We start from the raw sequence: 25,972 nt of genomic DNA on the forward strand, positions 1-25,972 counted from the left end.
GAGTAAATACATATTCTCTATCTTGTCTGGAGTCTTGTTATGAAGTTGATGGCCTTATTTATATTACTCTTCTTTATGAATCCACTTGCAGCTAATGCAAAGGTTGAACTTGAGAATAATTCACTGACTTATTTTGAAAATCCATTTCTTATTGGAGATTGGTATTTCTTTAAACCACCTCACGTAGAAAATGATTATGATGTTCTTCATATTAGACTAAGTTCAGATAATGAGTTTTCGATTGAAATGATTGAAACATCTTCTAATACTGCTGAAGAATGGAAAGGGACATTTGAGATTTCTCAAGACAGTATTCGTTTTGAAGGTAAGGAAGAAGAGTCTCAAGTCTATCATTATCAAGTCAGTCACAATCGCTTGTACTTAAACGGAGTTGAGTTTTTTAAAGTGGTGCCAGAAAGAATGACTGGCTCGTGGAATTCAAAACTAGTTTCAGGTGAAGATATTATGGTGAGTAATATCGAATCTTTAAATTTAAAGTTACGATCGGACTTTGTCTTTTTACTTGAGGTCGTTTCTGATACTGGAAAAAGAAATCAACAAGTTGGCTATTATTATTTTGAAGATGATGATTTAGTCTTACTGTATGAAGATGGAGAACAAGAATCTACCTTCATAATTAATAATGGAGTTTTTGAATTAAAAAATGAACAGTTTGGTATGTATGCCTTATTACAAAGAGAATAATGTGACTCTCGGGATAGAAATATGAGCCTATACCACTTTTAATTAACATTCTTGTTAGATCTTGTGCGAAAATAGTTGGGTTAATTAGTTACTATCACTAAATATCTATTTGTATTCATTCATTAGTGATAGACATCATAAGGATATATTATGAGCCAACAACCTCAGGCTAAATTTCGTAGTGATTATCAATCTCCAGAATTTACCATTTCAGACATCGATTTAGTTTTTGATCTTGATGATACAAAAACGTTCATATCAGCGACTTCAAAAGTACAACAACTAAAACAATCAACCGATCTTCTTCTTGAAGGGGAAGGGATGATATTAGTGTCGCTGAAAGTAAATGATGTTGATCATTCTGATTATACCCAAACAGATACACAATTAACGATTCATAATGTGAGTGGTGATTTTACATTAACGATTGTGACAGAAGTTAATCCTCAAGAAAATACTGCACTTGAAGGTTTATATAAATCAGGCGATGGTTTTTGTACGCAGTGTGAAGCAGAAGGTTTCCGTCGTATCACTTATTATTTAGATCGTCCTGATGTATTAGCGCGTTTTACAACAAAAGTAATCGCAGATAAAAATGCATACCCACATTTATTAAGTAACGGTAATCGTGTTAGTCATGGGGACCTTAATGACGGTAAACATTTTGTTCATTGGCAAGACCCTTTTCCAAAACCTGCGTATCTTTTTGCATTAGTCGCAGGAAATTTTGATGTATTAACAGATACTTATAAAACTAAATCAGGTCGTGATGTTGCTCTTGAAATCTATGTAGATCAAGGGAATCTAGATCGTACTCCTCATGCAATGACATCATTAATTAACTCAATGAAGTGGGATGAAGAGCGTTTTGATCTTGAGTACGATCTTGATATTTATATGATTGTTGCTGTTGATTTCTTCAATATGGGCGCAATGGAAAATAAAGGTTTAAATGTCTTTAACTCTAAGTTTGTATTAGCAAAACAAGAAACAGCAACGGATACTGATTATTTAGGTATTGAAGCGGTAATTGGTCATGAATATTTCCATAACTGGACGGGCAACCGTGTTACTTGTCGTGATTGGTTCCAATTAAGCTTAAAAGAAGGTTTAACCGTTTTTCGTGATCAAGAGTTCTCATCAGATTTAGGTTCTCGTTCTGTGAACCGAATTAATAATGTTCGTATTATGCGCGGACCTCAATTTGCTGAAGATGCGAGCCCAATGGCACACCCAATTCGCCCAGAAAAAGTAATAGAAATGAATAACTTCTATACGTTGACGGTATACGAAAAGGGCAGTGAAGTAATCCGCATGATGCATACTTTATTGGGCGAAGTAAATTTCCAAAAAGGAATGAAACTTTATTTTGAACGTCATGATGGTACGGCAGCAACTTGTGAAGATTTTGTATTAGCAATGGAAAATGCATCTGGCATCGATTTGACTCAGTTCCGTCTTTGGTACAGTCAATCGGGTACGCCTGTTTTATCTGTTACTTCTGAATACGATGAAGCAAAACAAGAATATGCTTTAACAGTGAAACAGCATACACCAGCAACAGAAGATCAAACTGAAAAATCAGCATTACATATTCCATTAGATATTGAGCTTTATACACGCGATGGGGCAGTAATAGAGTTACGCTGTAACAATGAAAATATTGGTCATGTATTGAATGTAGTTGAAGAACAACAAACGTTTGTTTTCCAAGATGTTTCTGAAAAGCCTGTCATTTCTTTACTTCGTGAATTTTCAGCACCAGTTAAACTAAATTACGCTTATAGCGATGAAGAATTAATTTTCTTAATGGTTCATGCTAAAAATGATTTTGCTCGTTGGGATGCAGGGCAGATGCTACTTGCAAACTATATTCGTGCGAACATAACTCATGTTCAAAATAATGAATCATTAGTTTTGCCTGAAGTCGTTGTCGATGCTTTCCGCGGTGTATTATTAAATGCAGAATTAGACCATGCCTTTATTGCTGAAATGTTTGTACTGCCAAATCATAATGAGATCACAGGTTGGTTTGATACGGTTGATGTCGATGCGATTGATAAAGCGCTTGGTTTTATTAAACAGACATTAGCAAGAGATCTTAAAGATGAGTTTTCTGCAACTTATCACAGTTTGAAACAAGAGATTTATTCTGTAGATCATGACGCGATTGGTAAACGATCTTTACGAAATTGTGCGCTAAGTTATTTAGCAAAAACAGACGTTGGTGAGTCATTAGTTGAAGCGCAATATAAGAGTGCAGATAACATGACTGATACTATGGCAGCGATGGTTTCTGCTAATTCAGCAGAGCTTTCTATTCGCGAAGTGTTGATGAATGACTTCAGTGAAAAATGGTCTCATGACGGCTTAGTTATGGATAAGTGGTTTATTTTACAGGGCTCAAACCCAAGTGTAGGTGCTTTATCTACGATTAAAGAGACGATGAATCACAAAGCGTTTAGCTTGAAAAACCCAAACCGTATTCGTAGCTTGATCGGATCATTTGCTGCTAATAATGCGGTGAATTTCCATACTAAATCCGGAGAAGGTTACGCATTTTTAGGTGATATATTACTTGATCTTAATGTGAGTAATCCGCAAGTTGCGTCGCGTTTAATTGACCCATTATTGAAATTTAAGAAATACGATAGTGATCGTCAAACGTTAATGAAAGCGCAGTTACAACGCTTGGCGGATCTAGATAATCTAGCTAAAGATCTTTTTGAAAAGGTAACAAAAGCATTAGCGTAATAGTGCGATCTTAATATGATCTAAAGGTGAAATGGTCAGTATTTTATGCTGACCATTTTTTATTTTTTCTTTATACTTCGTTTTTTTCTTACAGAGTTAATGCACTTATTTAATCATGAATACGTTTTATTATTTTCGAGTTAATGTCAGTTACCAATCTTTTCTAAGTCACTATTCTGGTGCGGCCAGTACTGTGTTAGTGGTGACCGAACAAGGATTAAAGCTTCAGTTACCAGCATCACGGTTTCGCGCGTTTTTAACTCAATTAGGAGTGAAAGGTCGCTTTCGTTTGACTGTTGATCAAAATAATCGTTTTGTAAATCTTGAGCAGATAGGATAAACCTCTACCTTAATCACATTTCTAACTATAAAGCCTCTAGCACGCAAAAAAGTCATAACGTTTCAGTCATATTATCCTTACAATATGAGGCGCATAAGCAGTTTCAACTGCTACACTATATATCAATCGTAGCAAATAACAGGTCATCTTAGCTTGTTAAAACACTCGATAACTGCGTTGAAATTTTTGATTGTAGAGTAACTACTTATCGAAAAATTCCGTCTTGTTCTCAAGTATTTTTCCTTCGCTATTTCTGAACTCTTACTTACTGTGATTGATAAAATAATTCTAATCATAAGAAACGGAGCATTCGCTTTATGACGACGCGTGATCCTATCGTTCCAGTACTACTTGAGAAAGTGTACGCTCTAATTGCTGAAAAGCTTGAAATGCCTCAACAATCCCTAGTAACGCAACTTGCTCAGCGTTTATTTGCCAATATTGATGATGATGATTTACAGCAACGTAATGAATCCGATATGTATGGTGCAACTCTCAGTCTTTGGAATCATTTATCAGATGTTAATTTGTCTGATATTTCGGTTCGTGTTTTTAATCCAACATTAAGTCAAGATGGGTGGCAATCAACCCACAGTGTGGTTGAGATTGTCGCGCCAGATAGTCCTTTTCTGGTTGATTCTGTTAAAATGGCATTAACCCGCCTCGATACGACAAGTCACTTTATGCTTCATGGTCCACATTGTTTTACACGTGATGAAAACGGTGAGATTATTTCGATCTGTAGCAGCGATGGAAAAATGCAACAAACCCTTTTCCACTTCGAGGTCGATCATTTAAATGATGCTTCTGAAATGGAAGCTCTCCAAGCTGAATTAATATTAGTGCTAGAAGATATTCGCCGTGTAGTGAATGAATGGAAGCCAATGTCTGAAAAATTGACAGAGGTTATTCTAGAGCTTCACGCAAATGATTCACCGCTTGAAAAAGAGCAAGTTAATGAAGCGATTGAATTTTTAACTTGGTTACAAAATCATAATTTCACATTAATGGGGTACAAGAACTTTGATTTGGTTGCCGTAGAAGGTGATCATGAACTGACGCCAACACCAGAAATGGGGTTAGGTCTGTTCTCATTAGGCTCGAGAATTAGCACTACGAAGTTATCTGAGATGCCATCTTCAGCACGTGCGGCTGCGAAAAAATCCGATTTATTGATTTTAACTAAATCAAATACTAAATCTCGAATTCATCGCCCAGCTTATACGGATTATATTGGTATTAAACGATTGAATAAAAAAGGAAAAGTAGTCGGTGAACATCGCTTTACTGGTCTTTATACTTCAACCGCTTATAATCAAAGTGTGTCTAACATTCCTCTTCTTAGTAATAAAGTAGAGCGTATTCTAGAGTCAAGCCAATACATCAAAGGCTCGCATTCTTTTAAAGCATTAACGAATTTGTTTGAAACGTATCCACGTGATGAACTGTTCCAAGCTACCGAAGAAGAGATGCTTGAAGTCGGTACGGGTGTGGTGAAGATGCAAGATCGTGATTTATTACGTTTATTTGTGCGTCGTGATCCGTTCGGTCGTTTCTTTTCATGCATGGTGTATGTAACCAAAGAGCGTTATAACACTGAACTTCGTCGTCAAACTCAACGTATTTTGAAGGACTATTTTGGTTCAGATCAAGAAGTTGAATTTACGACGTTTTTCTCTGAGAGTGCTTTAGCAAGAACTCATTATATTGTGCGTGTAGATAATAATAACGGCGACATTAATGTGAAAGATATTGAAAATAATTTAATGGAAGCAGCATCTACGTGGGATGATCGTCTGTGTGATGTGATTGTTGCGAATCTAGGCGAAAGCATAGGTACAGCGATTGCAAAGAAATATCAACGAGCTTTTCCTCGTTCATATAAAGAAGCAACACTTCCTGGTTCGGCTGTTGCGGACATCGAACTTCTTGAGTTATTGAGCGATGATAATAAGTTGGGAATGTTATTTTATCGTCCACAAGAAGAGAAAAAGGGCTCAGCTAACGTTAAGCTCAAACTGTTCCATCGTGATGAGCCAATTCATTTATCTGATGTGATGCCTATGCTTGAAAACTTAGGATTGCGAGTAATTGGTGAATCACCATATAGCGTTAAGAAGAGTGATGGATCTGTTGATTGGATCTTGGATTTCTCCATGATCCATAATGGCTCGGAAGAAGTCGATTTACGTCAAGCTCGTGGTCGTTTTCAAGAAGCGTTTGCTCAAATTTGGGGTGGGCAATTAGAGAGTGATGGTTTTAACCGCTTAGTTTTAGGTGCTGGTTTATCTGGGCGAGAAGTCACTATTTTACGTGCTTATGCTCGTTATATGCGCCAAGTAGGCTTTCCATTCAGTCAACAATACATTGAAGATACTCTATCTACACATACGAAACTTGCAGTATCTGTGGTTAATCTCTTTGATCTTCGCTTTAACCCTTCAGCAGCTTGGTCTGAGAAGAAAGAGAAAAAACAGCTTGATGCTATCTATAATAGCTTAGATAAAGTAGAAAGTTTAGATGATGACCGTATCATTCGCCGTTATGTAGAGATGATTGTTGCGACGCTTCGTACTAACTATTATCAAGTATGTGAAAATGGCCAATCTAAGCCATGGTTATCACTGAAACTACAGCCATCGAATATCCCTGAAATTCCAGCACCAGTGCCTGCTTTTGAGATCTTTGTTTATGCGCCTGATATTGAAGGTGTGCATTTACGTGGTGGTAAAGTGGCACGTGGTGGATTACGTTGGTCAGATCGTCAAGAAGATTTCCGTACCGAAGTTCTTGGTCTTGTAAAAGCACAACAAGTTAAAAACACGGTTATTGTTCCAGTTGGAGCAAAAGGTGGGTTTGTTTGTAAGAAGCAACATAACTTTACAACACGTGATGATATTTTCGCAGAAGGGCAACGTTGCTACAAACAATTCATTCGTGCGTTGTTAGATGTATCTGACAACATCATTGAAGGTGAGGTTGTTCCACCACAAAATGTCGTTCGTCATGATGATGATGACCCGTATTTAGTTGTTGCTGCAGATAAAGGAACGGCAACATTCTCTGATTTAGCAAACTCAGTATCAGATGAATATAATTTTTGGTTAGGCGATGCCTTTGCTTCAGGCGGCTCTAATGGCTATGACCATAAGGCCATGGGTATTACTGCAAAAGGGGCGTGGGAATCTGTTAAACGTCATTTCCGTGAAATGGATATTGATTGTCAAACGACTGATTTCACCGTTGCTGGTGTTGGTGATATGGCTGGTGATGTGTTTGGTAATGGTATGTTGCTATCTAAACATATTCGCCTTCAAGCAGCGTTTAACCATATGCATATTTTCATCGATCCTAATCCAAATGCTGAGATTACATGGCCGGAACGTGCTCGTTTATTTGAACTGCCTCGTTCAAGTTGGGAAGATTACAATAAAGATCTGATATCTCAAGGCGGTGGTATATTCTCTCGTCGAGCTAAGTCGATAGATCTTTCTCCTGAAATTCAGAAGATGCTAGGCACTCGCAAACAGTCATTAGCGCCAAATGATCTCATTCAGATGATCTTGAAAATGGATGTTGATCTGTTGTGGAATGGCGGCATAGGCACTTACGTTAAATCAAGTAAAGAAACTAGCGCAGATGTCGGTGACCGTGCGAATGATTCCTTACGTATCAATGGATCAGAGCTAAATGCAAAAGTAGTTGGTGAGGGCGGGAACCTTGGTATGACTCAATTGGGTCGTATTGAATATGGCCTTAAAGGTGGTCGAGTTAATACTGATTTCGTTGATAATGTGGGTGGTGTTGACTGCTCTGATAACGAAGTAAACATTAAGATCCTACTTAATGGTCTGGTTGCTAATGGGGATCTAACGTACAAGCAACGTAATGTTCTGCTTCAGAAAATGGAAGATGAAGTCGGTGACATTGTTCTTGATGATGCGTATTGCCAATCAGAGTCGATCTCTGTAACAGAACAACAAGGTACGTCATTAGTTAAAGAGCAGATCCGTTTTATTCATCATTTAGAAAAACAAGGTCAATTGGATCGTGGATTAGAGTTTATTCCTGATGACGAAACATTGATTGAGCGTGAGAAAATGGGGCAGGCGTTAACTCGTCCAGAGCTTTCTGTTCTTGTTGCTTATGGAAAAATGGTGCTTAAAGAACAGTTAGCCTGTGATGAAATAGCAAATAATCCATACCATGCAGATTTACTAACTACGTATTTTCCTACTGAGTTACAGCGTAACTATAAAGCGGCGATGGATAACCACCCATTACGTTCAGAAATCATCGCAACTTGCTTAGCAAATCAGATGGTTAATGAAATGGGGTGCAACTTTATCACTCGCATGCATGAAGAAACTGGTTACAGTGTCACTGATATAACTAATGCTTATTCTGCTACTCGAGCAATTTTTGAATTTGGGGATTTATTCAAAGAGATCCGTAATTTAGATAATATTGCCACGACTGAAGCACAGTATGATGCGTTCTTTACTATGCGTAGAACCATCCGTCGAGTAGCACGCTGGCTATTACGTAATGGTTCACAAAAAATGACGATTCAGGAGTTGATAGTAAAATATAAACCAGCGGTTGATGATATTAAAATGAACCTGGATAGCTATTTGGTAAATGATGAAGTTGTTGAGCATATTGAACAAGCAAATCACTATCTGGAAATGGGAGTCCCGTGTGAACTGGGTAATGTATTAGCACGTTTAAGTAGCTTGTATTCAGCAATGGATATTTCAGCTGTTGCCGAAGTGACAGAGCGACCGGTATCTACGTCAGCTCGTTTATACTATGTATTAGGAGATAAGTTGTCACTGCATTGGTTCTTGAAACAAATTAATAACCAAGGTGTTGATAACCACTGGCAAGCATTAGCTCGCGCTTCTTTCCGTGAAGATCTAGATTGGCAGCAACGTCAATTAACTCAACTTGTACTTGATGAGTATAAAGACAGTGATTCAGTTGAAAATGCGATAGAAGACTGGTGTAAAAAGAACATGGCATCAGTAGGGCGCTGGGACAACATTTTAAATGAGTTCAAAGTAGGTTCGGTTCATGAATTTGCGAAATTCTCAGTAGCATTAAGAGAGTTAACCTTGCTTAATTTAAGTTGTTCTTCGCACGCTGGCAATTAATGATAATAGGGTTTAGCGTTCTTAGCTAAACGTTTGCATAATAAAAGGGAAGGTGAGTTTTTATTCACTTTCCCTTTTTATTTCCTCGATAAATTTTGTATTTAAGTGTATTAATAAGTGATTATATTGAATTTATATGTTCTTAGGCAGTGGTGAGCTTTTAGATTGCAATAAATAATGATGAATAAAGTACGATTAAGTTTGAATTGTTAATAAAATCAGTGAATAATGACTCCCCGTTTATTCGGGACTTTTTTTGGAGCTACAATGTTATACCGCATCGCCAGAGCTGGCATTTTCAAACTTGATGCTGAAAAAGCACATGATTTAGCTATTCAAAATTTTAAACGTTTTACCGGCACTCCACTTGATCTCTTCTATCGTCAAAAATTGGCTTCTAAACCTGTAGAAGTAATGGGAATTCAATTTAAAAATCCTCTCGGCCTTGCTGCTGGTCTTGATAAGAACGGCGAATGTATTGAAGCATTTGGCGCGATGGGATTTGGGTTTATTGAAGTTGGTACTGTTACTCCTCGCCCTCAAGCTGGTAATGATAAACCACGTCTTTTCCGTCTTATTGAAGCTGAAGGTATCATCAACCGTATGGGGTTTAATAACCTTGGTGTCGATAATTTAGTTGAGAACGTAAAGAAAGCAAAATTTGACGGTGTTATTGGTATTAACATTGGTAAAAATAAAGACACACCAATTGAGAAGGGTACAGAAGATTACCTGATTTGTATGGATAAGGTATATCAATATGCAGGTTATATTGCGATTAATATCTCATCGCCAAACACTCCAGGTCTTCGTACTCTTCAATATGGTGAAGCATTGGATGATCTTCTTTCTCAATTGAAAGAGAAGCAAAAAGAATTAGCTGAGAAATACGGTAAGTATGTTCCTATCGCTTTGAAGATTGCGCCTGATTTGGATGATAATGAATTATCTCAAATTGCTGACTCTCTAATGAAGTATAAAATTGATGGTGTGATTGCAACCAACACAACATTAGATCGCTCAATGGTTGAAGGCATGAAGCATGCGGAAGAGATGGGAGGCTTAAGTGGTCGTCCTGTTCAAACTCGCAGTACTGAAGTTGTTCGTCGCCTTAAAGAGCTGCTTGGTGATTCTTTACCAATTATTGGGGTAGGTGGTGTTGACTCTTATGTTGCAGCAAAAGAAAAAATGATGGCAGGTGCTGATCTGGTGCAAGTCTACTCAGGCTTCATTTATAAAGGTCCTGCATTAGTTAAAGATATTGTAAACAATATTTAATTGTTATAAAAAGTAGCGAAAGTTGCTTACAGACTATTCAAACAGAAAGGGGAATGAAAATTTCCCCTTTTTTTATTGCTAACCTCTTGTAAAATTAACGATTAATTGCACCAGTATTATTTTTGACTGAAAATACACATGAATTTTTAGCATGATTTGCAGTAATTGGTGATTGGCTATCGAAGGGATTCTTCCCGTTTTTTCAAGAGAGAAATGATAATGCTTAAACCAAGTGATACATGGAATTGGTATTACGACAATAAAGCACAATCTCTAATGCTTGATTTAGGTATGGACATGGTATTCCGTGTGAACTTACCTTCTAAGGTACTTATTGATAGTGCTTTTGACGAGTGTAAATTCTCTGTTGATGATGCCTCTGCCTACCAAATGTTTGTAGAACATATTTCATTCCTACCATTGTCTGAGCCTCGTAAAGTAGAGCTAGCACTTAATTGTGTAGCAGCTAAGCGCTTTCATAAGCCTATGCTACCTAAAAGCTGGTTTTTTGAATCTCAAGGCCATGGCTATTCTCCTGAAGAGGGAGAAGTTGTCTCTCTTAAGAATGACTTAGGGGAAGGGCATTTCATTATTGTTGAAAACTACGAATGTGCCAGCATGTGTATGCTAGTGGACATGGACTCTTTTGCTCTTAATCCTGTTAAATACATGGCATTTTGTGAACCAATTAAAGTTATGCATGACCGAATGGCTAAGATGCAAGTCGTCAACTCCGCTTATTATGCTTTGGTTGGTTAGTTTACGAGTAAAGCATACCTTACTACTTTTTTATCGTTAACTCCTCCGAAAATACGAACTACCACGCTCCATATACCCTATAGAATATAGCTTAAGCTTTTACTATGAATGGCTTTTTAAGCATTTGTACGCCTTTACCTTTCTTTAAGTTTCCTTAATAACAGCTAAACTCGTTACATTTTGAACTCTTAAAAATGAGATCTAGAGCCAAGAAGTATAAAAAAACATCATAATCATTTCTGATATTTCAAACAGTAAAGTAGTTCTTTTTCTCGTCGGATTCCCCATTTGTGCTGTTTTGTATGAAAGTTACAGCACTGAACTTGCACTGGTATAGTCCAGAGGTTGTGGGTAATTTGGCGAAAGCTTATGTTTCCATATAAAAACAAGCTTTATTGATTGTTGATTTGGTATTTAATAAACGATTGTTTTAAAAGAAATAATTAAGTGTCTTTGCTTAGCATTTATCTACAATCTATTTATCCTCTTTCAGTGAGATTCATGTATAATGCGAGGCAATTTAATAACCAAAAGAATCCCATGAAAAAATACTTAGCCATCACTTCTAAAGGCCTTGAAAACCTACTCGCTGACGAACTTATTGCACTTGGTGTTACTGACCCAAAATTAGTTTATGCAGGGGTTACGTTTGAAGCTCCAATCGAGGTTGTTTATCGTTGTTGTTTATGGAGCCGTATCGCTTCGCGTTTTGTTCAAATTTTGTCTGAATTTGACGTTCGTGATGATATGGATTTATATCTAGGTGCTTCTGCAATCAACTGGCCTAGTTATTTCAGCGCAGATAAAACATTGGTGGTGGATTTTAACGGTACAAACCGTGAGATTCGAAACAGCCAATACGGTGCGTTAAAGGTTAAAGATGCCATTGTTGATCGTTTCACAAAGGCGGATTTAGAGCGTCCGAATATTGATAAAGCAGAACCTGATTTACGTATACATATGCGTTTATCTGGCGAGAAAGGGATTCTTGGCTTTGATTTAATTGGTTCAGGTTTACATCAACGTGGCTACCGTACTGAAGCGGGCCGTGCGCCACTACGTGAAACATTAGCTGCAGCGCTTATTCTTCGTAGTACATGGGATGAGAGCAAACCATTATTAGACCCTATGTGTGGTTCAGGTACATTACTAATTGAAGCTGCATTAATGGCTTGTGAAATGGCACCAGGTGTTAAGCGTGAGAAATGGTGTTTTGAAGCTCTGAATGATTTTGATGAAGAGTTGTGGACTGAAATTCGTTCAGAAGCTCGTGTTAAGAGTCGTCGTGGCGTTAAGAAAGTAGATACCCATTTTTACGGATTTGACCGTGATTACCGTGTTATTCAAACGGCTCGTGAAAATGCACGTCGTGCTGGCGTTGAAGATTTAATTACGTTTGATGTTGGTGATGCAACTAAGATTGAACGTCCAGAAGCGTTTGAAAATGGCGTAGTGATTTGTAACCCTCCATATGGTGAGCGTTTAAGTACTGAACCTGCATTGATTGCATTGTACAGTGAGTTTGGTCGCCAGCTTAAAGAGCAGTTTGGTGGCTGTACAGCATCAATCTATTCAAGTAACGATGATTTACTTGCGTGTATACGCATGCGTGCTGATAAGCAATTTAAATTGAACAATGGTGCATTACCGTGTGTTCAGAAAAACTACTCAATTACAGAATCTTCAGAGCGTAAAGACGCAGCGAATATTGAAGTTGCTCCTGAATTCATGAACCGTCTTAAAAAGAATATGTCTAAGATCGGCAAATGGGCACGTAAAGAGAAATTAGATTGTTACCGTTTGTATGATGCAGATTTACCTGATTACAATGCAGCGATTGATGTCTATAAAGATTACATCATCATTCAAGAATATGCGGCACCAAAAACAATTTCTGAAGATAAAACACGTCGTCGTCTAACCGATATGATCCGTGCAACGGTTCTAGTAACGGGTGTAGAAACGAACAATGTGATTTTGAAAGTTCGTCAAAAGCAATCAGGCAAAAACCAATATCAAAAATTAGCTGAGAAATCTCGCTCTTTTGATGTTGATGAGTACGGCGTAAAACTGATTGTTAACCTACAAGATTATCTAGATACAGGGTTATTCTTAGATCATAAGTTAACTCGTAAAATGTTAGGTGAAATGGCTGCAGGTAAAGATTTCTTAAATCTATTTGCTTACACTGGTTCTGCAACCGTGCATGCGGCTTGTGGTGGCGCAAAATCTACCATGACGATTGATATGTCTCGTACCTACCTAGAGTGGGCACAGAAGAACATGAATACCAATGGTCAAACCGGTACTCAGCATCAGTTCTTACAAGCAGACTGTCTACAGTGGTTACAACAAGCAGAAGGTGAGTTTGATTTAATCTTTATCGATCCACCAACGTTCTCTAACTCTAAGCGTATGGAACAGACGTTTGATGTCCAACGTGATCACATCATGTTACTTGAGAACCTAAAACGTATGCTACGAGAGGGCGGTACTATCGTATTCTCGAACAATAAACGTAACTTCAAAATGGATGACGAAGCACTAGAGAAAGCTGGCCTTAAAGCGAAGAACATTTCTAAGCAAACATTGCCGCTTGATTTTGCTCGTAATAAACACATTCATAACTGTTGGATTATTACTCACAAGGAAGGCTAGGGACGAATGATTACTCTCTATAGCACGGAAGGCTGCCACCTTTGCGAGCAAGCGTTTGACTTGCTTGTGGAGGTGGGTGTAGATATCGAAAAAGTAGACACGGTAGACATCGCGTTCAACGATGAGCTTTTCTCTCGTTACGGTGTCACAATACCTGTGGTGGCCAATGGCTTATCTGAGCTAAATTGGCCATTCAATATATCGCAATTAAAGAATTGGTTAGAAGACAATGGCATTACTTACAATTAATAACGGTCAATTAGCGTTTGGTGACCATCCGCTATTAGACAAATCTGATTTCGCTTTACAAGAAAATGAGCGTGTGTGTTTAGTTGGCCGTAACGGTGCAGGTAAATCAACGCTAATGAAAGTAATTGCTGGTGACATCATTATGGATGACGGCAAACTTCAAATTAATCAAGATGTGGTGGTTTCTCGTCTAGAGCAAGATCCACCGCGTAATGAAAGCGGCACTGTATTTGATTACGTATCAGAAGGTCTAGCGGAAGCGGGGAAATACTTAAAAGAGTATCACCGCCTTCTTGATTTGCTAGAAACTGATCCAAGTGAATCAAACATCAATAAGCTATCTCGTGCTCAAGAAAAAATTGATCACCTTAATGCATGGCATTTTGATATGCGTATTCAGTCGGTTCTTGAATCGTTGAAATTAGATGGACATACGCTATTAACAGATTTATCTGGTGGCTGGCAACGTAAAGCGGCATTAGCTCGTGCTTTGGTTTCTGATCCTGATGTATTACTTCTTGATGAACCAACCAACCACTTAGACGTAACGACGATTGAATGGCTTGAAACTTTCTTAAAAGACTTTAAAGGTTCAATCATCTTTATCTCGCATGACCGTGCGTTTATTCAATCAATGGCGACACGTATTGTTGATTTAGACCGTGGTAACTTATCTTCTTACCCTGGTAATTATGAAGAATATTTACTAGCGAAAGAAGAAGCACTACGTGTAGAAGCCGATCAAAACGCACAGTTTGATAAAGTTCTTGCTCAAGAAGAAGCGTGGATCCGTGAAGGCATCAAAGCACGTCGTACTCGTAATGAAGGTCGTGTTCGTGCATTAAAACAATTGCGTCGTGAGCGCTCAGAGCGTCGTGAAGTAATGGGCAAAGCCAATATCCAAGTGGATGAGTCAAATCGTTCAGGTAAAATTGTATTTGAAGCTGAAAACCTTCATTACTCAATTGATGGCAAAAACATTGTTAAGAACTTTAGCTTCAATGTTATGCGTGGCGACCGTATTGCACTGATTGGTGCGAATGGTTGTGGTAAGAGTACCTTACTTAAACTGATGCTTGACCAACTGCAGCCGGATTCAGGTAAATTGCATTGTGGTACGAAATTAGAAGTGGCTTACTTTGACCAATACCGTGAAGCATTAGATCCTGAAAAAACAGTTATTGATAACCTAGCTGATGGTAAACAAGAAGTAACTGTGGGTGGCCGTGAGCGTCATGCATTAAGCTACTTACAAGATTTCTTATTCTCGCCAAAACGTGCTCGTCAGCCTGTTAAAGCATTGTCTGGTGGTGAGAAAAACCGTCTATTACTTGCGCGTTTATTCCTTCGTCCAAACAATTTATTGATTCTTGATGAACCAACCAATGATTTAGATATCGAAACATTGGAACTTTTAGAAGAATTACTTGCCAACTATCAAGGTACATTATTATTAGTAAGTCACGATCGTCAGTTCGTTGATAACACAGTAATGACCAGTTGGATCTTTGAAGGTGAGGGCCAGATCGAAGAATTCGTAGGTGGCTATCACGATGCACAGCGTCAACGTGCTAATGTACAGGCGACTCGTGATGCGATGGCTCCAAAAGTAAAAGAGAAAGCTGAACCAGTTGCTGCTAAAACTCAAATAGTAGAGCAGACTGTTAAGCCAAAGAAATTATCATATAAGTTACAGCGCGAGCTTGAACAGCTTCCTGAAACATTAGAGAAATTAGAAAACGAAATTACTGAACTTCAAGAGAAAGTGAACGACGCGTCTTTCTTCCAACAAGATCCTAAAAAGACAGATGAAGTCTTAGGACGTTTAGCAGAAGCTGAGCAAGAGTTGGAAGTCGCATTCGAGCGTTGGGAAGAACTTGAAGCTCTACAATAGGAAGTTAAATGAGTAGTAAATTACAATTAACCACATTAGCTGTTTTGGTGTCCGCTGCGCTTCCTGCGCACGCGGCGCTTTATAAAGTGGTGGAAGTAGATTCAGGATTACCAGATTCAGAAGTAAGCGAGAAAACTGAGTATTATGGAACAGCGATTCAGCCGTCTCCAATTGCAGATAATACCACTTTTCCTAAGGGATGTTTTGAAAAGGATTGTGGGCTTGGCACTGACTATAAACTAGCAGGCGAGACTCGGGAGCGCCCAGATGGCTTCTCATATCGTGAAGAAGTGCCTTTCGCAATGGATAACTCATTTGGTTACATTGAAGATGATTATGATGGATTTGAAGATTATTGCTTTTTCCAATTAGGTTATGCTACATGTGAATACTGGGCTTCAGATCGTTGGTCTAGTTGGTCTAATGAAACTTATGGAAGTGACACGCCTAATTCATTGGCATTTATTGAAGGGGCTGCGGAAAAGCCAACCAATTCAATAAATACAGTTATTAATTCATTCAGCAAAGCGAGTGGAGCCGCTAGTTCTATTCCTGTCGGCAACTATAGTACTTCAAGTAAACGTAATGAAGTATTTTCAGATGTTGCTAATGCTGACATTTTAACCAAACCTCAATCTAGAGCATGGGCTAGTGATGGTACCTATGTTGTGGGGAGTACATCAACTAAAAGTGGTGTTGGAGATAATAGGTATTATTACTCATCAAAAGCAGCTGTATGGAATGATACGACGTTAGCTGCTATTGATTGGGCGTATAATGACGAACAAGATGGTGATTACTATGCTCAAGGGAGTATGCGCGATCTCTATGTAGATGATTCAACATTTTATGGTGTTGGTTACAACAACTATAAAGATCAGCATATGAATGCGACTATTTTTACAGCGCACATTGAAGGCAGTGGTGCTTTAACTAAAATTGATTCAATACTGATTAATGGCGCTGAAGTTGATGCTGGTGATGATAATACGAATACAAACTCAGTTGCGACAAACATTAATAAAAATTTGGTTGTAGTAGGCCAAGCTAAACGCTCTGGTCGTTACCCGCAAAATGGTGCAGCGGCAAATCGCCTATTTGTGGTTGCGAATGCCAACTCACCAAGCGCTCACTTTTTAGACAGTTCTGATGGTGGTATCTTCTTCAATGGTGCTGGCGGAGAAATGGGCGGCATTAATAATTTCAATGAAATTGTTGGACGTATAGATTCTGAAAATCACCGTGAATATGATGGTAAACAACGACGTCAGCGCGCATTTATTTATGCATATAACGGCACGGGTACAGATGCGGATCGTCGAAATATCTTTTATAAAGATAATAAGTCGGCATGGTTACTTGATGATTTAACAAATGATGGTTCAACAACGGGTAATAACCAATATCGTATTTATGATGCAACTGATATAAATGATGCTGGTGTTATTTCTGCTACAGCAGTTATGTGCCCTGGTGGCTATGATTCAACTGCTCATAATGCCTATTGTGATAATGGTAATGGTGATGAAACGGTAGTTGCCGTTAAGCTTGTACCTATATCCGATGAAGCTCAACGAAATATAGAACCGCGTACTTATGAAAGCACCGCAAGTGAACGCCAAGGTGGTTCACTTGGTTTTGGTGCTCTGACACTACTAGGTTTATTTGGTTTCATGCGAAAGAAAATTAAATAAAACTGATTTATAAGATTAAGCCCGGAGTCACAATATGAGACTTCGGGCTTTTTTTATACTTGAAAAAGTCTCTAATTTATCCGATTCTTAATGTTGTCACTATAAAATGTTTATGGTGAACCCTAACGAAAAGGGTATGAAGTAGTAAAGTAGTATATTTATTGAAGCATTATGCCTTCCATCTATGAGGACTGAACTATGAAGAGACAAAAGCGTGACCGTTTAGAACGAGCACAATCACAAGGGTATAAAGCGGGTTTAAATGGCCGCTCATCAGAGAATTGCCCGTATCAATCAATGGATGCTCGTTCATGTTGGCTTGGGGGCTGGCGGGACGCAAGAGACGACAAACATTCAGGTTTATTTAAATAACCAAACATTAAATAGAATTTTAATTAAAGCCTCTTTATGAGGCTTTAATTTCATCTGAGATAAAGCACATTTAATCTAGTGCACTATAACTTGTTCGTTACTATTAAAAATAAAGCCAGCAACTTGCTGGCTTTTATCATTACTAAGATTCTATTAGAATGCAGAAGTATCTTGGAAAAGACCTACTTTAAGATCTTTAGCAACATAGATTTCTTTACCGTCAACAAGTACGCGACCATCAGCTAAGCCCATAACTAACTTACGGTTAATAACGCGTTTAAAATCAATTTCGTACGTTACTTTTTTGGCTGTTGGTAGGACTTGACCCGTGAACTTAACTTCACCTACACCTAAAGCACGACCTTTACCTTGACCGCCAACCCAGCCAAGGAAGAAGCCAACAAGCTGCCACATAGCATCAAGGCCAAGACAACCAGGCATTACTGGATCACCTGGGAAGTGACAATCAAAAAACCAAAGGTCTGGAGTAATATCTAGCTCAGCAATCACTTTACCTTTACCAAATAGGCCTTCAGTTTCAGACATAAGAGGGATGCGATCCATCATTAACATGTTTGGTGCCGGTAGTTGTGGGCCATTTGGACCAAACAATTCACCACGGCTTGATGCTAGTAAATCTTCACGATTGTAAGAACTAGGTTTATTTTGCATTAAAGTATTACTCCTAAATAAGTTGCTGAGATTCTAGCGAACACTTGTACGCTTATCAAGTCGGATCAGCGCTGGTTAAACCAGTTCTTTATACGACACAATAGAGCTGAACATTGGTTTGGATTATGCTCAACATCTTCGATATGTTGAGCAATTAAAGAAAAAATTGATTCGTGTTCTTCAGATTGTAATGGTAAACCAGTTAATAGCTCAATAGCTTGTTCTACGTGATTAATACCATGAATAGTAAATTGTTTTTCTTCAACTGCACGAATTACATCGTCTGAAAGTACAAGATTAATTCCATTTGTTTCTGGGATAATAACACCTTGTTCACCCGTTAACCCACGCTTTTCACACAGTTGGAAGAAGGCTTCTATTTTTTCATTTACGCCGCCAATAGGTTGTACCATGCCGAATTGATCGACTGAGCCGGTAATTGCGAAACTTTGGCTGATCGGCTTTATTGCTAGAGCACTTAAAAATGCACACAATTCAGCTAAGCTTGCGCTATCACCATCAACTTCACAATAAGATTGTTCAAACACCATAGAGGCCGTAAATGGTAATGGCTCATGAGTATTTAACTGGCTAAGTATATAAGCTTGCATGATCAACATGCCTTTGGCATGCAAATCACCTCCTAATTCAACCTTACGTTCTACGTCTGATAATTCCCCATCACCAACATGAACAACACAAGATATACGCGAAGGCTCACCATAAGAAATAGGGTGTCCAGGCACAGATACAACAGTTAGACCATTGATTTGGCCAACTTTTTCACCGTCAGTTTCAATGAAAATATTCTGTTCTAAAATATCATCCAATGCCCGTGATGGTAAATAAGACTCTAAATAGTACTTATCATCAAATGATTGGGTAAAATCAGCAGCATTAATATATTTTTGTGATGCTGAAGATAAAGATGCATTGGCTAATATTGCGTTTAGCCATAATAAACATAAATTAATTCGAGTTTGGTCTTCACACTCACGAGCTCCCAGCTTTAGTAATGGAAGTAGAGCGGAGCCATTCTCTAATGGTAAATGTTTATGTTTTATTATGAGAGAATTGATTAGCTGTTGATATGCAGAAATAGAATCGTTAGATACTTTGGTATCAAATTCATATTCTGCAAACATCGACATACCAGCTAGTAAATCCGGCTCCAGTTGTTCAATTTCACCTAACAGAGCACGATCACTTACAATGATTAATTTCACATCTACAGTTAAATGATGTGTTTTAAGTGTTGGTGATTTTGAATCACTTGTAGGGACGGTAACAGTATGACCTTGTAATAGGCTTTTTAAACGCGGCCACAAGCTCGGATTTGCAAGTAAGATACTTGGAGAGATAACTAAAAAACCACCGTGAGCTTTTTGTAATAATCCGGCTTCTAATACATCACTTTTATTATGATAAACACCAAAAAGCTCAGTCTCTGAAGCGTTTTCTGCAATGATTACAGGAACTGATTCTGAGGTTACTAAACGATTTGAAGTATTTAATTTTAGCCAATTCGCTACGTATTCACGATAAACATGATTATCTAACGCATTGATTTGAAGAATGTTTACACCATTTATGTGAGAGAATCGCTCTAAAGCTTGCGTTAATCTAGGCTGTAGAGAATAGGGTGATTGCGCATCAATTGAGTGAGACTGATTCAACACATCTTGAATATGATCATATTGTGGCGTAATTAAAAATGGTGTGTCTAACTGCATGCTTACTTATAAATAAAAAATAAAATTGATTATACATGACATAACCACATACGTCTGATTTTTCAGTAGTTACATTATCAATTAGGGCTGAATCTCATTATAGTGTTATTTTATTGAAGAAATTGATAAGTAGGGTTACACTGTCACCATATGATTTTCCTTACTCTTGAGTGTGCCGCCTATGAAATATCAACAACTTGAAAACCTAGAAGCTGGTTGGAAATGGATGTATTTATTTAATAAACACCGTATGGGAGAATCTATTACTAGTTATATCGATTCGAGTGAACAGGCACAATTTGTTGGTGAGTTTCTAAAATTAGAACATGAGCCAGTTAAAGCGCTTGAATGGATGCAAAAGCATATGAATCCTGATTTAGAAAACAAATTAAAGCAGGCCATTCGTGCCAAAAGAAAACGTCATTTTAATGCAGAGCAAGAACATACTCGTAAGAAATCCATCGATTTGGATTTTCGTGTGTGGGAAAAATTATCGCTTAGAGCTCAAGATCTTGATTCAACACTTTCTGATACGATTGAATATCTACTAAGCGAAGCCTCTAGAACAGAAAAGGCGAGCCAAACGGTATCATCTTTAAAAGCGGATCTACATGAGTTGCTAAAACAATAATTAACAAATATTTTAGCAGTTCCTAGTTATGCACGGTTTAATGCACTAATAACTAAATTAACGCTGTATTTTAATCAAACAACTCAATCACGAGCTTATGGTTTTTGATTACCAAATTAGGTTTAGCTGATTTAATTAAAGATTCTTTTAGCTTATCAGAACTCAGTTTATAGGCTGGTTCATTTGATAATGCATAACCAATCATAGACACAGCTGGCTTTAATAAGGTAACAAGATCGGGTGAGAGTTGCTTATTTTTATCTTCAAACTTTTCTAATCGTAGAGATTTTAAATAAATTTCGCCAGCGTCTTTATCATATTCAGGTACAGCGCTAAATTCTAATGTTAAATTTAAATTCTGTTTAATCTCAGCCATCATTTGAATCTCTGCAGTGGTATTGGCAAAAACACTGATTCGATTCGAATCAATACGGCCAATATGCACATCAACATTTTCGACATTAACTTGCGCATAGAGAAAACCAGGAATACCAACCGATTTTTCTACATGAATCTCATCAGAAAGATAGTCGGTCATTTCTTTTTCAGTAATCGAATAACTAGTACAGCCTGAAATTATCATGACGTTGAAGAGTAAAATCGATAAAACCAGTTTTTTTAAATTCATTGAATAGCCTTAACTTTGTTGATGATAAGAAGAATGTTCAAATCGTGACAAGGTAACAAAAAGTATAATATGAAGTTAGTTTAGCTATAAGCAGAAACGGATACAAACCTAATAATGATAAATAACAGATAATTGGTTAAAACGTATAATTATCAGATAATTACTTCTTTGATTTATTAGGCACTTTAGTGCGCATTATGTATATTATGTTAAATAGGGTTTGGTGTATCTAGATAATATCTATATATGCTTCCCCATTCTCTATTTCATCTACTTAAAGCTTATCCATTTAACCATAATCATATTTACCATAAAATAGCTAATAATCATTAAATAATACTGCGTATTTATCCATTGATTATTAGCTTAGAGATCTAATGATACTAACAGCTTTTTTAATTCTATTGCTCTTATTGGTTTTGAAATAAAATCATCCATACCAGCATCTAAACATATTTTCTTTTCAGTATTCATTGCATGCGCTGTTATTGCAATTATAGGTAATGTAAATCCAAGGTCTCTTAATTCTTTAGTTGCCGTAATCCCATCTTTAATTGGCATCGATACATCCATTAGAATTAAATCATAACTTGGAAGTGTTTCTTTTTTTATTTCTAAAATAGCTTCTTCACCATTACTAACGATATAAACTTCATGACCTTGTCTTTCTAGCATCAACTTAATAATTGCTTGATTAGCTTTATTATCTTCAGCAACAAGTACTCGTATTTTATTTATCGCTAAATTCAATCGCTCTAAATCTGGCTGTTTACTAACGGTTATTACCTGCTGTTGAGTTATGGCTTTTAATGGTAATGCAACTATAAACTCAGTTCCTTCATTTAAGATACTTTCGACCTTAATTGTGCCATCCATTAACTCAGTTAGGTGCTTAATGATTGACAAACCTAATCCTGTCCCTCCATATTGACGAGTAATTGAACTATCTGCCTGTACGAATGGCTGAAATAACTGGTCCAATGCATTTTGTCCAATACCAATACCGGTATCAGAAACGGATATTGAAGTCAGCCCATGGTCTATTTGATTAATATTAATACAAATAAGCCCTTTTTTGGTGAACTTTACCGCGTTTCCAACAAGGTTAAATATAATTTGAGCTATTCGAATTGGATCTGCATATACATAAACGGGTACATTATGTGACACCGTCACAGTTAAAGTGATTAGATCTTTATCTACTTTATCCTTAAAAAAATCAACAGCGGTATTGATTGTGCTTAGTAAATCAATAGGTTGTTCATCTAAAGTAAAAGAACCCGCTTCTATCCTTGATATATCTAATACGTCACTAATAATTGTTAATAGTAACTGTGCTGAACCTTCCATTTGGTTAAGCCATTCGATTTGAGATTTAGATAAAGAACTATCGTGGAATATATCTACTAAGCCAAGAATAGCATTTAATGGTGTTCGTATTTCATGGCTCATCATTGCAAGGAACTGTGATTTCGCTTTGTTTGCCTTTTCTGCCTCACTTTTCGATTGTTGTATATCGCGTATACGTCTTTTTCTTACAGAGATATCTTTAACAGTACCTCTGTACCCAAGCAAATTACCAAGTTCATCAAAAAATGGAGTTCCACTTAAGCTAAACCAAATTTGATTGTGAAAAATATCAGGACACCACTCAATTTCATTAAATGAGATCTTATTAGCTCTGGCTGATTTTATTATAGAGATCAGTGAATCATCATTAATTAACGTGAATAGATTACGGGATAAAATCGGGACACTATTAATCTTTGAATCTGATAAGTAAGTAAAATTAAACTGAAGGTCCGTTTCCCAAAACCAATCACCTACAGTTTCAGCAAAATCTTGGAAGCGCTCTTTACTTAATTTTAATTCTTTCGTTTTAATTGCAACTAATGAATTTAATCGCTCTTTATAATCAATATCAATAATGGCTCTTTCAACAAGAGGCATAAAACGTTGCATCGTTTCTTTTGTTGATGTGGAATACACACCAAAATCAGAACTCATTAAAATAATTACCGCATAACCTGAATGGGATTCTATTCCACTAATAGCAACAGAAGTAAAATATGATTGTAATTCTGTTGAATCAAAAGAGAATTGATACGTTTGAGATGGCTTAAATAAAACAATAGTTTCATTATTACAAGCCCGATAAAAAAGATCATTATATTGCCAAGTGACCTCGTTAAATAAAGGATTTGTAGAAGCGAGGACAGAAAAAGTTTTTGTATCTGAAGATGATAAAACAAGGGCATTATCAAAAGGAATAAACTCTTTAATGACAGTAAGTAAACCATTGAAAATATGTTCTTTTGTTTGAGCTTCAGAAATAATTGAAAGCCCATTAAGTATGAGTCTGTTCTCTTTTTGAAGGTCGGCTTCACGGGCTCTACTTCGTTTCAATTCTAACCGTATTTCTTGAAGTTGTTCTTTCTCCGTGTGATTTTTCACAAACAAATACCTGATTAGTAATGAAATAAAACAGTAGAAACCATTAAGTTTCCATGTGCATTTTCTCCGCCCGTAAATCTACCTTGTTCTCCAAAGGTAAATGGGCAGATAAAGGGAGCCTCATGCATTGCAGCATTTACAGAATCACAAACATCTAGCATTGAAGATTTAATATGCATCATAGATCCAGCACAAAATATGTTAATACCTCCAATTGGAGCAAAACTTATTTGCTGATACCCTATTGCGGAGTTAATAACACGCTGAGGACGAGATATTATTTGGTCTTTCTCTCCATACATCATATGAATTTCTTCACCAACATTAATATCAGCAAAGCACTCAATACCACCGTCATGAGTAATTTTTGTTGGGTGAGCCAGTTTGAAATAAGGAACAGTATCCATATAACCCGCAATCCTACCTAAAGGGTATTGAGCCATATGCTCTAACAGATTTTGATCTTTATTTATTAAATCAGACATTTGAGTCCACTCTTTATAGACTTCGACTATTGGTCTATTGTCTATCTCATAGAGTGTCCGCTTATTCGTTTTGGTTGCAATTCCAGAAATATCAAAAGGAGCATAACCAGAATGAAATGAATATGATACTTTGCAAGAGGGATAAAAAACAGAAATAGAGATACCAGAATTGACTACATCGTCTTGAGTAAAAATACACCAGTTACCTTTATTATGATTATCCGCAGCAGTTCCTCCAATTAATGGAACTGGAGTGCCAAAAAAATCATCGATAGTAGAAATAATAATTTCTTCATAACCAGATGTAGCGTGAAGAAGAACTAATGACGGTAATTCCCCTTCTCGGCCACTATCAGAAATAGCCGATTCTAAGAGTTTAATCGTTAATAATTGAACGCTATCAGCATTATGGTACTCGCTAATACTTGTACCATAACGCCCATTTTTTGTGTCAATAAGAACCCAGACAGCAAGAGCGCTGTTTGAGACAAAACCATCATCAGTCATAATTCCCTGGCATGAAGTACAGCCGTGGATTTTACTATTTGGGAATTGTTTCTTTAATAAAGACAGTATGATTTTTTCATTGTGCTCTTCAGTGAAATAGCAAAGTATAATACTTGGTTCAGTAAGCTCTTTTTCTAGAATCATGAGGCATTCTTCAATTGCAACTCTTGAGTCTATTTTTTGTGAAATACTGCTAATTATCTTCATAATCGCTCCAAATACTATTACTTATGCTTTAAAAGTGTTTTTTTATATATGAGCGGTTAGTTTTTATACTTTATCTATATAACATATTGAAAATATTTATTTTTTAGAATCAAATATAATATTTATTACTCGATTCTCTGAAGATAAGTTTATTTGCCACTTCATTTCATTATGTTTACATTTTGGTACAAAAACTGAATACAATTGCATATTATCTTCAGTTTCTAGAGGATTGAATTTCAATGTTCCCATATTCATATCAACTCCTTCTGCCTCCATTTTCCATTTAGAGTCTATTCCTGCTACTGATACAGTGATCTCAGAATTTTGCTTAATTGGTCTTTCTTGTACGTCAATAATGATCTGATTATTATCAATATTCAACATACATGCTTGATTTGTTATGTCACAAATCTTTAAATTCTCACTTATTAGACTCACATCACTTGCTGGGACATAGGTTATTGTTCTCCAAGTAAACGCGGAGATTAATACTACCAACAAGAAAATAAGTTGATATAAACGAGGACCTGTTAACTTTTCTATAGCCATAGATGAAAAAACCTGTGTTATCTAGTTCAAAAAAAATGAAAAAATGTTGCTTAACCGTAAATATACTGTGGGCATCAACTATGATTCATTTTTGAAGTGAAGTATCATTAATGCCGAAAATGCCATTTTTGCATTAAAAAAGGATATTTCAAAATAAAAGGGTCACAAATCTAATTATTAGAGATTGAATTTTGGATGGCATTGCGAACAATTTGTTCGCACTATGGAAAGTAAAGTGTAGTTA

Annotated in this window: 18 protein-coding genes; 12 read left to right on the forward strand and 6 right to left on the reverse strand. The window is 37.0% G+C overall.

Annotation, left to right across the window (positions count from 1 at the left end; genetic code table 11):
- The first annotated feature begins 39 nt into the window (after window positions 1-39).
- The 11 genes from BTO22_RS06030 (at window position 40) to rmf (ending at window position 17,859) form a co-directional block, all read left to right on the forward strand.
- Complete coding sequence (locus BTO22_RS06030) at window positions 40-705, forward strand: hypothetical protein (protein WP_181044571.1); 666 nt, start codon at window positions 40-42, stop codon at window positions 703-705.
- Between the two features lie 150 nt (window positions 706-855).
- The gene (pepN, locus tag BTO22_RS06035; RefSeq protein WP_105054700.1) at window positions 856-3,459 is read left to right on the forward strand and encodes an aminopeptidase N; all 2,604 of its coding nucleotides are present in this window, start codon (window positions 856-858) and stop codon (window positions 3,457-3,459) included.
- A 115-nt stretch (window positions 3,460-3,574) separates the two neighbouring features.
- Window positions 3,575-3,799, forward strand: coding sequence for a DUF2835 domain-containing protein (locus BTO22_RS06040; protein WP_105054701.1), 225 nt, complete (start codon window positions 3,575-3,577; stop codon window positions 3,797-3,799).
- Window positions 3,800-4,116: 317 nt separating this feature from the next.
- On the forward strand, window positions 4,117-8,955 hold the full coding sequence (locus BTO22_RS06045; RefSeq protein WP_105054702.1) for an NAD-glutamate dehydrogenase: 4,839 nt from the start codon (window positions 4,117-4,119) through the stop codon (window positions 8,953-8,955).
- Between the two features lie 267 nt (window positions 8,956-9,222).
- Window positions 9,223-10,233, forward strand: a complete 1,011-nt coding sequence (gene pyrD, locus BTO22_RS06050) for a quinone-dependent dihydroorotate dehydrogenase (RefSeq protein ID WP_105054703.1) — start codon at window positions 9,223-9,225, stop codon at window positions 10,231-10,233.
- A 219-nt stretch (window positions 10,234-10,452) separates the two neighbouring features.
- Complete coding sequence (locus tag BTO22_RS06055; RefSeq protein ID WP_105054704.1) at window positions 10,453-10,992, forward strand: cell division protein ZapC; 540 nt, start codon at window positions 10,453-10,455, stop codon at window positions 10,990-10,992.
- A gap of 540 nt (window positions 10,993-11,532) precedes the next feature.
- A complete protein-coding gene (gene rlmKL, locus BTO22_RS06060; RefSeq protein ID WP_105054705.1) occupies window positions 11,533-13,650 on the forward strand; it encodes a bifunctional 23S rRNA (guanine(2069)-N(7))-methyltransferase RlmK/23S rRNA (guanine(2445)-N(2))-methyltransferase RlmL in 2,118 nt (705 codons plus the stop codon).
- A 6-nt stretch (window positions 13,651-13,656) separates the two neighbouring features.
- Window positions 13,657-13,899 carry a glutaredoxin family protein gene (locus BTO22_RS06065; protein ID WP_065591114.1) on the forward strand — a complete coding sequence of 81 codons (243 nt, stop codon included), beginning with the start codon at window positions 13,657-13,659 and terminating at the stop codon, window positions 13,897-13,899.
- Window positions 13,880-15,793, forward strand: coding sequence for an ABC transporter ATP-binding protein (locus tag BTO22_RS06070; RefSeq protein WP_105054706.1), 1,914 nt, complete (start codon window positions 13,880-13,882; stop codon window positions 15,791-15,793). The genes BTO22_RS06065 and BTO22_RS06070 overlap by 20 nt, the downstream gene beginning before the upstream one ends.
- Before the next feature lie 8 nt (window positions 15,794-15,801).
- Window positions 15,802-17,487 (forward strand): DUF3466 family protein, encoded by a 1,686-nt coding sequence (locus BTO22_RS06075; protein ID WP_105054707.1) that lies wholly within the window; start codon window positions 15,802-15,804, stop codon window positions 17,485-17,487.
- A 198-nt stretch (window positions 17,488-17,685) separates the two neighbouring features.
- Window positions 17,686-17,859, forward strand: a complete 174-nt coding sequence (rmf, locus tag BTO22_RS06080; RefSeq protein ID WP_060990978.1) for a ribosome modulation factor — start codon at window positions 17,686-17,688, stop codon at window positions 17,857-17,859.
- Between the two features lie 153 nt (window positions 17,860-18,012).
- Here rmf and fabA read toward each other — a convergent pair whose 3' ends face one another.
- Both fabA and BTO22_RS06090 read right to left on the reverse strand, forming a co-directional pair.
- Window positions 18,013-18,531 carry a bifunctional 3-hydroxydecanoyl-ACP dehydratase/trans-2-decenoyl-ACP isomerase gene (gene fabA, locus BTO22_RS06085; RefSeq protein ID WP_060990979.1) on the reverse strand — a complete coding sequence of 173 codons (519 nt, stop codon included), beginning with the start codon at window positions 18,529-18,531 and terminating at the stop codon, window positions 18,013-18,015.
- A 65-nt stretch (window positions 18,532-18,596) separates the two neighbouring features.
- Window positions 18,597-20,264: an AAA family ATPase gene (locus tag BTO22_RS06090; protein ID WP_105054708.1), complete on the reverse strand. Its 1,668-nt coding sequence runs from the start codon at window positions 20,262-20,264 to the stop codon at window positions 18,597-18,599.
- A 181-nt stretch (window positions 20,265-20,445) separates the two neighbouring features.
- Between BTO22_RS06090 and matP the strand changes: the two genes are divergently transcribed.
- On the forward strand, window positions 20,446-20,895 hold the full coding sequence (gene matP, locus BTO22_RS06095) for a macrodomain Ter protein MatP (protein WP_105054709.1): 450 nt from the start codon (window positions 20,446-20,448) through the stop codon (window positions 20,893-20,895).
- Between the two features lie 70 nt (window positions 20,896-20,965).
- Here matP and BTO22_RS06100 read toward each other — a convergent pair whose 3' ends face one another.
- The 4 genes from BTO22_RS06100 to BTO22_RS06115 all read right to left on the reverse strand — a co-directional run bounded on the left by BTO22_RS06100 (window position 20,966) and on the right by BTO22_RS06115 (window position 25,728).
- Window positions 20,966-21,523 (reverse strand): DUF1439 domain-containing protein, encoded by a 558-nt coding sequence (locus BTO22_RS06100; RefSeq protein ID WP_105054710.1) that lies wholly within the window; start codon window positions 21,521-21,523, stop codon window positions 20,966-20,968.
- A gap of 366 nt (window positions 21,524-21,889) precedes the next feature.
- The gene (locus tag BTO22_RS06105) at window positions 21,890-23,977 is read right to left on the reverse strand and encodes a PAS domain-containing hybrid sensor histidine kinase/response regulator (protein WP_105054711.1); all 2,088 of its coding nucleotides are present in this window, start codon (window positions 23,975-23,977) and stop codon (window positions 21,890-21,892) included.
- 14 nt (window positions 23,978-23,991) lie between these two features.
- Window positions 23,992-25,176, reverse strand: a complete 1,185-nt coding sequence (locus tag BTO22_RS06110; protein ID WP_105054712.1) for an FIST signal transduction protein — start codon at window positions 25,174-25,176, stop codon at window positions 23,992-23,994.
- Between the two features lie 96 nt (window positions 25,177-25,272).
- Window positions 25,273-25,728 carry a hypothetical protein gene (locus BTO22_RS06115; RefSeq protein WP_105054713.1) on the reverse strand — a complete coding sequence of 152 codons (456 nt, stop codon included), beginning with the start codon at window positions 25,726-25,728 and terminating at the stop codon, window positions 25,273-25,275.
- Between the last annotated feature and the right edge of the window lie 244 nt (window positions 25,729-25,972).

This window comes from Aliivibrio sifiae (genome assembly GCF_002954705.1).
Taxonomy (GTDB): Bacteria; Pseudomonadota; Gammaproteobacteria; order Enterobacterales; family Vibrionaceae; genus Aliivibrio; species Aliivibrio sifiae_A.